We start from the raw sequence: 12,953 nt of genomic DNA, 5'->3' as shown, positions 1-12,953 counted from the left end.
AATTTCATGAATCGTCTGTGATTAGGTGAAAATCGTCTAAGAAATTACTTGTCCACGATTGCCAGCTGCACAGTTTGGCTGTCGACGAATTGTTCGAAATGGGTAACTTTGCCATTGGCGATGGTCCACAAATGGGCGACGCGAGCATTCATCGAGCGGCCGGTGGCTTTGTAGACTCCGCTGTAATTGCCGTAGGCAAACACCTTGTCTCCCTGTGCGACGTAGTCCTCGATCTTCAGCTGAAAACCTTCCCATTCGGTGGCCAGACGCTTGAAGACGTTCTCGACGATGGCGTCAAAACCAACGTAGGTGCCGGCGTAGGGAAAGCCTGCGGCTTCGGTCCAGCGAACGTCATCGGCCAGGGCTGCGGCGGTGTTGCGCGCATTTTCCTGGGAGTTGGCGCCTTCGTAGGTGCTTTTGATCAGGCTCAGGTTATCCATGAGAGGCTCCGGGAGAATTCAGTGGGCGCAGCCGTTGAGGCCGCAGGCCTGAAACTCGGATGTCGCGGCGTCTGCGGGAAGCGATTGACTCAGCCATGCCGCGAAGGCTTGCGGCTTGCCGAGCCACGGGCTGATGTCGATCAACGTGAACTGGCCATCCTGCTCCAGGGCGAAGGTCGGGAAACCATGGCCGCCGACGTTGGCCAACAAGGCGCGGCTGGCTTTGATGTGGCCATCGGTGTCGGCGTTTTCAAACGCTGACTGAAAGGCTTCGGCTTCCAGGCCGATGTCGTTGGCGAGCTCGATCAACACGGTTTCATCGGCGATACGCCGCCCTTCCACGTAATGCGCGCTCTGCAAACGGCCTAACAACTCCAGTCCACGGCCAGCGATCTGCTGCGCTGCGAGCACGGCGGCAATCGGCGGAGCGGAATCGAACGCCGCCGTTTCATCACGTAGCAACCCTTCGAAATACGCTTCGCCGAATGGCTGACCGGTGTACTCGGCGATGCGCCGGTCGTGGGGCATCACGTAGTCACGCAAACGTGGCGAGACCCTCTGGCGGTTGGCGCCGGTCATCATGCCGCCGCCATGGGCAATCACCGGCAGAACGGCCTGAGCGGCTTGCACCAGTGGTTTTGCGCCGTAGCACCAGCCGCACAACGGGTCGTAAATGTAGTGAAGGATCATGGGAAGGCTCCGGCAAAAAGGTAGGAAAAATCAATGCCGACAGGTTAGCCCTGCGACAGTTTCTGAAAAACGCCGGAATGGCTTTCAGTCTGTTTCATGAATCGGTCGAATGCTGCAAATCCTTCCTGTAACAACCTCGACACAAATTGAAACAATCAAACAAAGGAACTTCTCAGGAATAATTCACGAAAGTAAATAGCAAGCATTACCATTCGCACCCTTCACGATACTACCCAAAATCCTACGGATGCGTCCTTAATGCCTGCCCCATTTCGTCTTACGCCCTTCAGTCTCGGGCTCTCTGCCTTGCTATCTGCCGGTTTTTCCTACGCCGCGCCTACAACCCTGCCGGCTACTTCGATCAGCGCCGAAGCAGAGGCTGACGATCCACGTGTGAAAGAAACCAGCACAGCGACCCGCACGGCCACGCCGGTACGCTACGTGCCACAAGCCATCGACTCGATAAAAACCTCGAACGTCGTCGATTACGGGACCAACGATCTGGGCACGGCGCTGAGCGGAATGCCCAACGTCAGCAGCGGCGCCGACACCCGCTTCGACAGCTTGCGCATTCGCGGTTTCGACGCCAGCAACGACTTTTACCTGGACGGTATTCGGGACGACAGCCAGTACGTGCGCGACCTGCACAACATCGAGCGCATCGAAGTCCTCAAGGGGCCGGCGGCGGTGTTGTACGGCCGTGGCAGTCAGGGCGGGATCGTCAACCGGGTCAGCAAGCTGCCGGAGTTCGGCCGCCGTTCAACCATCGAAGCCCAAGGTGGCAGCAACGATCTGCGCAGCCTTTACGCGGACCTGAGCACTGACCCCAGCGAGAACATCAGCCTGCGTCTGAACATGGGCAACATGGATCAGAACAGTTTCCGCGATGGCGTCAGCGGCAATCGCCAGTTGTTCGCGCCGTCGATGAGCTGGCAACTGACACCCGACCTGAACTGGTTGGTGCAGTACGAATACAGCCGCTACAACCGTACGCCGGATCGCGGAATTCCCGGTGTCAACGGACGCCCGGCCGATGTCGGACGGGATACGACCTACGGCAGCGATAACGATTTCATCGATGACAAGTCGCAATCCCTGCGCTCGAAACTCAGCTATGACATCAACGAGAACTGGCAGCTGCGTCAGACCTTGGGTGTGTTCAAGCTCAACAGCGATTTCGACAACACCTACCTGATCGGCTACACCCCGGCGACCAATTCGGTCACGCGCCAGCACTGGCAGCAGGACCTGAATACCCGCAACGTGTTTAACAACGTTGAACTGGAGGGCGGTTTCGATACCTTTGGCCTTGAGCATCGATTGCTGACCGGCATCGAAATCGGCAGCCAGCGCCGCGACCCGATCCTGTACACCGCCGCCACGACCGGCCCCGGCAGTCGGCCCGTTCCGGCGCTGAACCTGAACAGCCCTAATCGCAATTTGCGTCACACCGGACGCATGCAGGTGTCCAGCGACAACCACACCGAAGTCGAAAGCCGTGCGGTGTACGTGCAGGACCAACTGCGCCTGAACGATGAATGGCAACTGTTGGGCGGTCTGCGTTACGACACCTTCGACATCGAATCGACCAACAACCTGCGGGACATTTCCGAGGACCGCGACAGCCACAGCACCAGCCCACGTGTAGGACTGGTCTGGACGCCACTGCAGAATCACTCCTTCTATGCGTCATGGACCAAGACCTTTTCCCCGGTGGGCGGTGGCTTGATCGGCATCACGCCTGGCGCTGCCGGCAACACCAACGACCTGAGCCCCGAGCTGACCAAGCAGAAGGAAATCGGCGTGAAGAGCGACTGGCTCGACGATCGCCTGAGCACCACGCTGGCGGTCTACGAACTGGAGCTTTACAACCGTCGCACCAGCGATCCGCTCAACCCGACCATTACCTTGCTTTCGGGCCTGCAACGTTCCCGCGGGATCGAGCTGACCGGTACCGGCAAAATTGTCGGCAACTGGTACGTGCGCGGTGGCGTGGGCATTCAGGACGCGACGGTCGAGAAGGACAACAACGGCTTTGAAGGCAAGCGCATCAGCAACGTGGCCAAGCACAACGGCAGCCTGTTCCTGACCTGGAAACCGGAAATGGGCTGGTACGCCGAAACCGGTTTGACCCTGGTGGGCCAGCGTTACGCCGACAACCTCAACACCACCGTGCTACCGGGTTATGGCCGTTGGGATGCGTTGGCCGGGTTCCGTCAGAAGGATTGGGATTTGCGTGCGGCGCTGAACAACATCAGCGACAAAACCTATTACTCGTCGGCCACCAGCGCGGCGCAGATTCAACCGGGTGAACCGCGCAGCGTGGTGGTGACCGGGACTTACAGCTTCTAAACACCCCGGACTCCGGCATCACGCCGCCCCGTGTAGGAGCCGGCTTGCTGCGGGCGGCGTTCCGACGATTGCGGTGTAACAGTCAGCGTAATTGTTGAATGTTAAGCCGCTATCGCCAGCAAGCCGGCTCCTACAGGGGTCTGCGTAATGCCCACAAAACCATCGCCCATAAAAAAGCGCCGCCCTCCCGGCAGCGCTTTTATCAATCCGTTGTTTTTCTTCTTATCCTTCCATCACATCCCACAACGCTTCCAGTTCCGCTTCGCTGAATAAACCAGCGGGGTAACGCTCGATCATCATCCGGCGCGGATCAGGTTCCCTGATCTGACGCGTTCCATTGGACTTCAACCAGTGCGCCAGAATCTGGAGCGAATCGCTGTTCTTTACTGCCAGGGGATGCAATGCCCGCTCGCTCACCACATTCATTTCGGCGTTCATTTCCGCGCTCTCTCCTGGTTTGTGAGCGGCTAACTTATCCAAGGTTTATGACAGAACATCGAAGTCCTCCCCCTCCCTGTCTACACCTGGTGAGATACAAGAGCTGTGCCAATGTGTCTGGATGGTCGACGAGCGGATACAAAAAAAGCCCGCAGTCCTGACGGGCTGCGGGCTTTCTGCGAGGCGTACGGGGAAAACGTTTGCCTGAGCGATTTAGCAATCAACTCAAGCTGTTACAACCCCACTCACTCCTTGTGCGGCGCGGGCTGTTGTTGGGTAAGGCAGTGGATGTTACCGCCTCCCAGTAACAGTTCGCGGCCCGGCACCATCACCACTTCGTGTTGCGGGAACAGGCTCTGCAAAATCTCTTTGGCCGGACCATCCAGCGGATCGTCGAAACTTGGCGCGATGATGCCGCCGTTGACGATGAGAAAGTTCACGTAGGAACCAGCCAGACGCACGGTCGGATTGCGCTCCTGAGTTCCGTCCACCGGATCGACACCGGCGCACTCTTCTTCGGTCGCATACAGCGGCCCCGGAATCGGCATCTTGTGCACCGTGAATGGGCGACCCTTGGCGTCGGTGCTGCTTTCCAGCACCTTCATCGCCGCCTGGCAGCGCGGGTAATTCGGGTCTTGCGGGTCGTCGGTCCAGGCCAGCAATACTTCGCCCGGACGCACGTAGCAGCAGAAGTTATCCACATGGCCGTCGGTTTCGTCGTTGAACAAACCGTCCGGCAGCCAGATGATTTTATCCACAGCCAGATTCGCGCTGAGCATCGCTTCAATTTCCGCACGGTTCATGTGCGGGTTGCGATTGCGGTTGAGCAGGCATTCTTCAGTGGTGATCAGCGTGCCTTCGCCATCCACGTGAATCGAACCGCCCTCGAGCACAAAACCCTCGGTGCGATAACGCGGGCTGCGCTCGATCTCGAGGATCTTGCCGCCGACCTGCGAGTCGCGGTTCCAAGGCGAATACAACCCACCGTCAAAGCCGCCCCAGGAGTTGAAATCCCAGTTCACGCCGCGGACTTCACCGCTGTTATTGATGACGAATGTCGGGCCGGTGTCGCGGACCCAGGCATCGTCGCTGGACATCTCGACCACACGAATATTCGGCACATCGAGACGCGCCCGAGCGTTTTCGTATTGGCCGGCGGACACCGCCACGGTCACTGGTTCGAAACGCGCGATGGCCTTGGCCACCGCCACGTGTGCGGCTTGCGCCGGTTTGCCACCCAGGCGCCAGTTGTCCGGACGCTCGGGCCAGATCATCCAGGTTTGGGTTTGCGCCGCCCACTCGGCGGGCATGTAGAAGCCGTCGGCGCGCGGGGTGCTGTTTAAAGTGGTCATGCAGTCAGGACTCCAGGGAACCGTCGAGGGTTTTGAGCGCATTGTATAGGTTCGGGCGGCGATCACGGAACGAGCCCCACGCGCTGCGAATGTGCTCCAGTTCGTCGAGGTCGAAGCGATGAACCAATACGCCTTCTTCGGTTTTATCGAGTTCCTGAACCTTCTCGCCGAACTGGTTGGCGATGAACGACGAGCCGTAGAAGGTGATGTCGTACCCGTCCTGCTCCTCATTGCCGATGCGATTACTGGCGATCAGCGGCATCAGGTTGGCACCGGCATGGCCCTGTTGCACACGCTGCCAATGGTCACGGGACGAAATGGTCTTGTCGTGCGGCTCGCTGCCGATGGCGGTCGGGTAGAACAGAATTTCCGCACCCAGCAACGCCATGCTGCGCGCGCATTCCGGGAACCACTGATCCCAGCAGATGCCCACGCCGATTTTCGCGTAGCGGGTATTCCAGACTTTGAAGCCGGTATCGCCCGGGTTGAAGTAATACTTTTCGTGATAGCCAGGGCCGTCCGGGATGTGGCTTTTACGATAAATCCCGAGGTTGGAGCCGTCGGCATCGATGATCGCAATGCTGTTGAAACGTGCGCGACCGGCCAGTTCGTAGAAGCTGATCGGCAGCACTACTTGCAGTTCTTTGGCGACTTTCTGGAAATGCTTGATGGCGACGTTGTCTTCAACCGTCGTGGCCAGTTGCAGGTAATCCGGGTTCGGCTTCTGGCAGAAGTACGGCGCCTCGAACAGTTCCTGGATCAGGATGATCTGCGCGCCTTTGGCCGCAGCCTCACGGACCAGCCTTTCAGCGGTTTCGAGGTTGGCTTCAAGGTCCCAGGAACAGGCCATCTGGGTGGCGGCGACGGTAACGATACGGCTCATGAATCATCTCCGGGCAAGTGCTGTGGGTCGAGTTTGGCATCGACCGATGACAGAAAGGGAAGCGCCGGGCGTGAAGAGACACGCCGCGGCAATGGCGACTTTATAGCCGATAAAAATCGGCTTTAAAAGCGATTAATCTTCCTTCCGTCGAAAACAACAGCGCTTAAACCCGATAACAATCGGTTTTATCGGTGTATTGCAGGACGCTTTCGCGGGCAAGCCTCGCTCCTACACAGGTTCGTGTCATACGCAATTTTTGCGAACGACCCGGACCTGTAGGAGCGAGCGGTGCGGCGATCCGACTTACCCGCGAAAGCGATTTCAAACCTTACAACCCCTCCCCCAACACCTTCGCCAGCATGTCGACAAAGAAATCCACACTCTGGCGCGACGTAACCATCGGCGGTTTGATCTTGAGGACGTTCAGGAAATCACCGGTCGGCTGCATGAAAATCCCCAGCTCGCGCAGCCGGTCACACAGCGCCGTCGTTTCCTCGGTCGCCGGCTCCAGGGTCTCGCGGTTGCGGATCAACTCCACGCCCAGATAAAAACCGGAACCGTGCACCGCGCCCACCAGCGGATGACTGTCGATCAGCGCCTCAAGACGCTCTTTGAAATACCCGCCCACGACCTGGGCGTTTTCCCAGAGTTTTTCCTCTTCCATCACATCCAGAACGGCCATGCCGATCTGGCAACTGACCGGGCTGCCACCCGCCGACGAGAAGAAGTAGCCCTCGGCCTCCAGCGCTTCGGCGATTTCCCGACGGGTGATCACCGCGCCCAGCGGCTGGCCGTTACCCATGCCTTTGGCCATGGTGATGATGTCCGGCACCACGCCCTGCTCTTCGAAGCCCCAGAAGAAATGGCCCATGCGTCCGTAACCCACCTGCACTTCGTCGGCGATGCACACGCCGCCCTGCGCACGGACCATTGCATAGACCTGTTTCAGGTAACCCGGCGGCAGCGAAATACCACCGGCATTGCCATACACCGGCTCGCAGATGAAACCGGCCAGCGGGCGACCTTGCTCGGCGATTTTCGCCAGGTTGTGTTCGACGCTGCGCACATAATCCGGCGCACTGTCCGGGCCACGGAATTCGCCGCGATAGGTGTTCGGCGCTGTCACCGGGTGCACCCAGTCGGGACGGCTGCTCAAGGCCTTGGGGTTGTCGGCGATCGAGGTCGAGACCGCGTCCGCGCCCACGGTCCAGCCGTGATACGCCTCCAGCACGCTGATGATGTCGCGACCACCGCTGTAGGCCCACGCCAGACGGATCGCCAGGTCGTTGGCCTCACTGCCGCTGTTGACCAGGAACACCCGGTCCATGCCCTCCGGCGACAGTTTCAGCAAGCGCTCGGAAAACTCGGCAACCGCTGCGTAGTTGAACCTCGAGTTGGTGTTGAGCAGCGACCATTGACGACTGGCGACCGCGGCCATGCGCGGATGACCGTGGCCAAGCACCGCGACGTTGTTGAGCATGTCGAGGTAGGAGCGACCCTGCATGTCGATCAAGTGATTGCGCCAGCCACGCTCGATGCGCGGCGGGTCGACGTAATAGTGCTTCTGGGTCCGGGCGAAACTGGCGTCGCGGCGCGCCAGCAAGGTCTGCGAATCAAGCTCTGCCTCGGCATCGCACGCCAGCCCCAACAACGCTGCCGGCGACGGGCACAACGCTTGCCAGGCGGCCGCGCGCGAAGGCGTGCAAAACAACGGCGCATCGAGCGCCGCGCCTCGGCACAACTGCACCCGCAACGGGCCGCTGACCGAACCCAGCACCTGGCCTTTGACCAAGGCTGCACCGGTGTGCAGCGACGGTGTCACACCCCACAGCCGCACGCTCAACTGCGGGCCGTCCAGTTGCAGCACACCCGGCGCCGGTTGATGAACAACCCCGGCAAACGGCGATTCGACCGCAGTGCCATGAGGCACCCGCAGCTCGACGTGCAACGGGCAGGTGTCTGGTTCCGTCGCACTGTCCGGGCGTGTGCGGGACAAACGGTATTGTCCATAACGGCTCGCTGCCAAGCCGTGGGCCGCAGCCGCTTCGCTCAACAGACGCTGATCGATCCCCTCCTGTTCCCAGTTACCGGCCTCGAAATGCGGGCTCAATACGCCCAGATCGATCAAGGCAAATTCACGCCCGACCAGGCTCGGCAGCAGCGGTGCGAAGCCTTCGCTGCCGATGTCCGGCAGGCTGTGACCCACCGAGGTGAGGATCGCCGCTTCCATCAACGCCAACGGCACCGACGTGGCCACGCGGAAAATCTCCCACTCATGGGTCAGGTTGTCGCGACTGTAGGCATTACCCGGGTCGATGCTGACCTGCTGCTCGCCGCTGAGCACCAGCACCGCCGCCCGCGCAACGATCAATGGCCACAGCGCCAGCAGCTCTTCGTGTTGCAACGGATTGACCGCGTGATAAGCCTGAACCGCCGGCAAAATGTAGAACGGATCGCCACCGGCATGGTGCAGCAGCGCCGCGCAGGTCACCGACAGGTCGGTAATGCGCCACGTGCGGACCAGATCGCCAAAATCGATCACGCCCTGCAATTGCCACTGGCGTTGCGCATCGCGCTGCCAGACCGCGTTGTCGTCGGTGATATCCATGTGAATGGCCTGCACCGGCAACTTGTCCACCAGCGGCTGCAAATGCCGCTCGGCCTGTTCGGCCACTTCGGCGATCAACGCGCGTTGCCGGTCATCTGCAATCACCGGCAACAAATGCGCGATCAACGCATTCGCGTGGCGGGCGTCCCACTGAAGGGTGCGCTCAAGGCCCGCATGATCGAAAGCGGCCAGCGCCAGGTCCATTTCGCCGCAGAGCCGGCCGAAACCGGCCACCACGGATCCGGGCAGATGATCGAGATGCGTAAGCGACTGGCCCTCGATGTATTCGAGCAGGCGTACGTGCACCGCTTGCCCGCCGATTTCCAGTGACAGCAAATCGGCGCCGCTTTGCGCGGCAATCACTCGCGGCACCGGCACACCGCAGTGTTCGGCCAGATGCTTGAGCCCGGCATGCTGGGCTTGCAGCTCCAGCACCGAATAGTCGCCCCGGCAGATTTTCAGGACGAAACGCCCATGCTTACTGTCAACGCGGAAGTTGAGGTCTTGCTGGCTGCCGAGCGCCTGCAGCTTTGCGCTCAGCCCGTAATGCCCCTCGAGCAGCTCAAGCGCTTGCGCCGCAGACACTTGCGGGCTGGGCAAACTGGCGCGATGAATCAACGTGGCGAGCGGCATACAACAACCCCTGAAATGTTATTAGGCGCTTATATCGCCACTGCATCGATCGATAATCAACCCCCCTGTTTACGCCACAAAACCCAAATTGAGACACAACCCTATTGCACCACCACTCTCCTGCCGACAAGCTATGATCATTCGCTATATCGTCTGACGGAAAAAAGGCTGGCCCACATGCGTATTCTCATCACCGGCGGCGCCGGCTTCATCGGCTCTGCTCTGGTTCGCCAGCTGATTCGGCACACCGAGCATGAAGTGCTCAACCTGGACAAACTGACCTATGCGGGCAATCTCGAATCGCTGACCAGCATTGCCACCGACACTCGCTACGAGTTCGTGCAGGCCGATATTGTCGATCAAGCCACCGTGAGCGCCGTACTGACACGTTTCCAGCCACACGCCATCATGCACCTGGCGGCAGAGTCCCATGTCGACCGCTCCATCGATGGGCCTTCGGATTTCATTCAAACCAATATCGTCGGCACCTACAGCCTGCTGGAGGCCACTCGCGCCTACTGGCACACGCTGGCCGAGCCGGAAAAAAGCGCCTTCCGCTTCCACCATATCTCCACCGATGAAGTCTACGGCGACCTGCAGGGTGTCGATGATCTGTTCACCGAAACGACTTCGTACGCGCCAAGCTCGCCGTACTCCGCCAGCAAAGCGGCCTCGGACCACCTCGTCCGCGCATGGCAGCGTACCTACGGGCTGCCGGTATTGCTGACCAACTGCTCGAACAACTATGGCCCATTCCACTTCCCCGAAAAATTGATTCCGCTGGTGATTCTCAACGCACTGGCCGGCAAGCCGCTGCCGGTCTACGGAAACGGCCTGCAGATCCGCGACTGGCTGTTCGTCGAGGATCACGCACGAGCGCTGCTCAAAGTAGTCACCGAAGGTGTCGTCGGCGAGACGTACAACATTGGCGGACACAACGAACAGACGAACATCGACGTGGTACGCAGCATCTGTGCCCTGCTCGAAGAACTCGCCCCGGTCAAACCAGCCGGTGTTACTCGGTATGCCGACTTGATCACCTTCGTCCAGGACCGCCCCGGGCACGATCTGCGTTACGCGATCGATGCCGGCAAAATCGAGCGCGACCTGGGTTGGGTGCCTGAAGAGACCTTCGAAACCGGCCTGCGCAAAACCGTTCAGTGGTATCTGGAAAACCTGGAATGGTGCCGCCGCGTTCAAGATGGCAGTTATCAGGGTGAACGACTAGGCTCCACCGATATCAAGGAGTTACTCGCATGATGAAAGGAATTGTGTTGGCTGGAGGGTCGGGCACGCGCCTGCACCCGATCACGCTAGGCGTTTCCAAACAGCTGTTGCCGATCTACGACAAGCCGATGATCTACTACCCGATCTCGGTGTTGATGCTGGCTGGCATCAAGGAAATCCTGGTGATTTCCACCCCGCAGGATCTGCCGCAGTACCGCAATCTGCTGGGTGACGGCAGTCAGTTCGGTGTCCATTTCAGCTACGCCGAACAGCCTACGCCGGATGGCCTGGCCCAGGCGTTTCTGATTGGTGAAGAATTCATCGGCGACGACCCGGTGTGCCTGATCCTCGGTGACAACATCTTCCATGGTCAGCATTTCGGTGCCCAGTTGCAAAGAGCCGCGCAGCAAACCAGCGGCGCGACGGTATTCGGCTACTGGGTCAAGGACCCGGAGCGCTTTGGCGTGATCGACTTCGATACAGAAGGCCGCGCCATCTCGATCGAAGAAAAACCGCTCAAGCCAAAGTCCAGCTATGCGGTCACCGGGCTGTATTTCTACGATAACGACGTTATCCGCATTGCCAAGGCCGTCAAACCGTCACCGCGCGGCGAGCTGGAAATCACCGATGTGAACAACGCCTATCTGCAACGCGGCGATCTTCAGGTCGAGCGTTTTACCCGCGGTTTCGCCTGGCTCGATACCGGCACTCACGACAGCCTGCTCGAAGCGTCGCAATATGTGCAAACCATCGAGCACCGCCAGGGACTGAAAGTGGCCTGTCTCGAAGAAATTGCCTACATGAATGGCTGGATCGATCGCGAGCACTTGCTTGAGCGAGCGAAGTATTTCGGCAAGACCGGTTATGGCCAGTATCTCTACACGATTGCCGGAGAAGCGTAATGAAAGTCACCCCCACCCAGTTACCAGGTGTGCTGATTATCGAGCCGAAGGTGTTTGGTGACGAACGTGGGTTTTTCTATGAAAGCTTCAATGTCCGTGAGTTTGAAAACGCCACCGGCCTCAAGAAAGCGTTCGTTCAAGACAACCACTCGCGTTCGCGAAAAGGCGTGCTGCGTGGCATGCACTATCAGGTGCAACACACCCAGGGCAAGCTGGTTCGGGTGACTGCTGGGGAAGTGCTCGATGTGGCCCTTGATGTCCGCCGCAGTTCGCCAAACTTCGGACGCTGGGCCAGTGTGCGTTTGTCCGCACAGAACAATCGTCAGTTGTGGATACCGGAAGGCTTCGCCCATGGCTTCCTGGTACTCAGCGAGTACGCCGAGTTTCTCTACAAAACCACCGACTATTACGACCCGGCGTCAGATCGCTGCATTCGCTGGGACGATCCGACACTGGCCATTGACTGGGAACTGGAAGAAGCGCCTCAACTGTCAGAAAAGGACCAACACGGTAAAAGCTGGCAGGAATCTGAACTGCTTCCATGAAAATCCCTTTGCGAATTCTCATCATTGGCCAGCACGGCCAGGTCGCCCGCGAACTGCAGCGCCGCTTGAGCGCGGCTGATGAACTCATGGTGCTGGGGCGCGATCAACTCGATCTGGCTCAACCGGAGCAGATTCGTCAGCAGGTCCGGCGCGTTCGTCCCGACCTGATCATCAACGCCGCCGCCCACACGGCGGTCGATCGGGCAGAAAGCGAACCTGAGCTGGCGTTCGCCATCAACGCGACGGGCCCGGGAATTCTGGCCGAAGAAGCACTGGCGCTGGGCATCCCGCTGATTCACTACTCCACCGATTACGTGTTCGACGGCAGCAAGGGCGAGCCTTACAACGAAGCCGACGCGCCCAAGCCGCTGGGGGTCTACGGCCAGAGCAAACTGGCCGGCGAACAAGCCATCACGGCAGTGGGAGGCAAGCATCTGATTCTGCGGACCAGCTGGGTCTACTCGGCCCACGGCCACAATTTCCTGCTGACGATGCAGCGTCTGCTGCAAGAAAAACCCGAGTTGCGCATCGTTGCCGATCAGATCGGCGCGCCCACCTGGGCCGGCACGATCGCCAACAGCACCCTCGCGCTGATCGAGCGCTGGCAGGCCGGTGAGCGGGGCGCCTGGGGCACTTATCACCTGACCGCTCAAGGTGAAACCTCATGGTTCGGTTTCGCCCAGGCCATCGGAGAAGCGCTGCGCAAACAGGGCAAGCCTTGCGCACACCTGTTGCCCATCCCTTCCAGCGAATACCCGACGCCTGCCGTCCGCCCGTTGAATTCGCGCCTCGATTGCAGTCGGCTGCTCCGCGAATGGGGCGTCAGTCAGCCAGACTGGCAAACCGCGCTGCGCGAGTGTCTTGCCGGGCAAGCCTAGGCATA

The 12,953-nt window shown here is 59.7% G+C and carries 11 protein-coding genes; 5 read left to right on the top strand and 6 right to left on the bottom strand.

Annotation, left to right across the window (positions count from 1 at the left end):
- Positions 1–44: 44 nt before the first annotated feature.
- Both KGA82_RS25055 and KGA82_RS25050 read right to left on the bottom strand, forming a co-directional pair.
- Positions 45–440: a nuclear transport factor 2 family protein gene (locus KGA82_RS25055; protein ID WP_223452899.1), complete on the bottom strand. Its 396-nt coding sequence runs from the start codon at positions 438–440 to the stop codon at positions 45–47.
- An 18-nt stretch (positions 441–458) separates the two neighbouring features.
- Positions 459–1,130, bottom strand: a complete 672-nt coding sequence (locus KGA82_RS25050; protein WP_223452894.1) for a DsbA family protein — start codon at positions 1,128–1,130, stop codon at positions 459–461.
- A 258-nt stretch (positions 1,131–1,388) separates the two neighbouring features.
- Between KGA82_RS25050 and KGA82_RS25045 the strand changes: the two genes are divergently transcribed.
- Positions 1,389–3,482, top strand: coding sequence for a TonB-dependent receptor (locus KGA82_RS25045; RefSeq protein WP_223452883.1), 2,094 nt, complete (start codon positions 1,389–1,391; stop codon positions 3,480–3,482).
- Between the two features lie 222 nt (positions 3,483–3,704).
- Here the strand turns inward: KGA82_RS25045 and KGA82_RS25040 are convergent, their stop codons facing one another.
- The 4 genes from KGA82_RS25040 to KGA82_RS25025 all read right to left on the bottom strand — a co-directional run bounded on the left by KGA82_RS25040 (position 3,705) and on the right by KGA82_RS25025 (position 9,396).
- The gene (locus KGA82_RS25040) at positions 3,705–3,920 is read right to left on the bottom strand and encodes a hypothetical protein (protein WP_008040104.1); all 216 of its coding nucleotides are present in this window, start codon (positions 3,918–3,920) and stop codon (positions 3,705–3,707) included.
- Positions 3,921–4,165: 245 nt separating this feature from the next.
- Entirely contained in the window at positions 4,166–5,272 is a 1,107-nt protein-coding gene (gene aguA / locus KGA82_RS25035) for an agmatine deiminase (protein WP_008040106.1), read from the bottom strand.
- A 4-nt stretch (positions 5,273–5,276) separates the two neighbouring features.
- Complete coding sequence (gene aguB, locus KGA82_RS25030; RefSeq protein WP_223452881.1) at positions 5,277–6,155, bottom strand: N-carbamoylputrescine amidase; 879 nt, start codon at positions 6,153–6,155, stop codon at positions 5,277–5,279.
- Positions 6,156–6,483: 328 nt separating this feature from the next.
- A complete protein-coding gene (locus tag KGA82_RS25025; protein ID WP_223452870.1) occupies positions 6,484–9,396 on the bottom strand; it encodes an aminotransferase in 2,913 nt (970 codons plus the stop codon).
- A gap of 177 nt (positions 9,397–9,573) precedes the next feature.
- Between KGA82_RS25025 and rfbB the strand changes: the two genes are divergently transcribed.
- The 4 genes from rfbB to rfbD are packed head-to-tail and all read left to right on the top strand — an operon-like array spanning position 9,574 to position 12,948.
- On the top strand, positions 9,574–10,656 hold the full coding sequence (rfbB, locus tag KGA82_RS25020; protein WP_223452866.1) for a dTDP-glucose 4,6-dehydratase: 1,083 nt from the start codon (positions 9,574–9,576) through the stop codon (positions 10,654–10,656).
- Positions 10,653–11,525, top strand: coding sequence for a glucose-1-phosphate thymidylyltransferase RfbA (gene rfbA, locus KGA82_RS25015; protein WP_223452863.1), 873 nt, complete (start codon positions 10,653–10,655; stop codon positions 11,523–11,525). The genes rfbB and rfbA overlap by 4 nt, the downstream gene beginning before the upstream one ends.
- Positions 11,525–12,070: a dTDP-4-dehydrorhamnose 3,5-epimerase gene (gene rfbC, locus KGA82_RS25010; RefSeq protein ID WP_008040112.1), complete on the top strand. Its 546-nt coding sequence runs from the start codon at positions 11,525–11,527 to the stop codon at positions 12,068–12,070. The genes rfbA and rfbC overlap by 1 nt, the downstream gene beginning before the upstream one ends.
- Before the next feature lie 8 nt (positions 12,071–12,078).
- The gene (gene rfbD, locus KGA82_RS25005) at positions 12,079–12,948 is read left to right on the top strand and encodes a dTDP-4-dehydrorhamnose reductase (protein WP_223453010.1); all 870 of its coding nucleotides are present in this window, start codon (positions 12,079–12,081) and stop codon (positions 12,946–12,948) included.
- Positions 12,949–12,953: the final 5 nt, after the last annotated feature.

The sequence above is a fragment of the Pseudomonas sp. BF-RE-22 genome (genome assembly GCF_019956155.1).
Taxonomy (GTDB): domain Bacteria; phylum Pseudomonadota; class Gammaproteobacteria; order Pseudomonadales; family Pseudomonadaceae; genus Aquipseudomonas; species Aquipseudomonas migulae.
Note: the sequence above shows the minus strand (reverse complement) of the source record. Positions and strands in the feature narration are given on the sequence as shown.

What these genes read in the sequence shown, in the direction of transcription:
- rfbC (WP_008040112.1), top strand. Translation starts at nt 11,525, where the DNA reads ATGAAAGTCACCCCCACCCAGTTACCAGGTGTGCTGATTATCGAGCCG.
- KGA82_RS25025 (WP_223452870.1), bottom strand. Translation starts at nt 9,396, where the DNA reads ATGCCGCTCGCCACGTTGATTCATCGCGCCAGTTTGCCCAGCCCGCAA.
- KGA82_RS25040 (WP_008040104.1), bottom strand. Translation starts at nt 3,920, where the DNA reads ATGAACGCCGAAATGAATGTGGTGAGCGAGCGGGCATTGCATCCCCTG.
- aguA (WP_008040106.1), bottom strand. Translation starts at nt 5,272, where the DNA reads ATGACCACTTTAAACAGCACCCCGCGCGCCGACGGCTTCTACATGCCC.
- KGA82_RS25045 (WP_223452883.1), top strand. Translation starts at nt 1,389, where the DNA reads ATGCCTGCCCCATTTCGTCTTACGCCCTTCAGTCTCGGGCTCTCTGCC.
- KGA82_RS25055 (WP_223452899.1), bottom strand. Translation starts at nt 440, where the DNA reads ATGGATAACCTGAGCCTGATCAAAAGCACCTACGAAGGCGCCAACTCC.
- aguB (WP_223452881.1), bottom strand. Translation starts at nt 6,155, where the DNA reads ATGAGCCGTATCGTTACCGTCGCCGCCACCCAGATGGCCTGTTCCTGG.
- rfbA (WP_223452863.1), top strand. Translation starts at nt 10,653, where the DNA reads ATGATGAAAGGAATTGTGTTGGCTGGAGGGTCGGGCACGCGCCTGCAC.
- rfbB (WP_223452866.1), top strand. Translation starts at nt 9,574, where the DNA reads ATGCGTATTCTCATCACCGGCGGCGCCGGCTTCATCGGCTCTGCTCTG.
- KGA82_RS25050 (WP_223452894.1), bottom strand. Translation starts at nt 1,130, where the DNA reads ATGATCCTTCACTACATTTACGACCCGTTGTGCGGCTGGTGCTACGGC.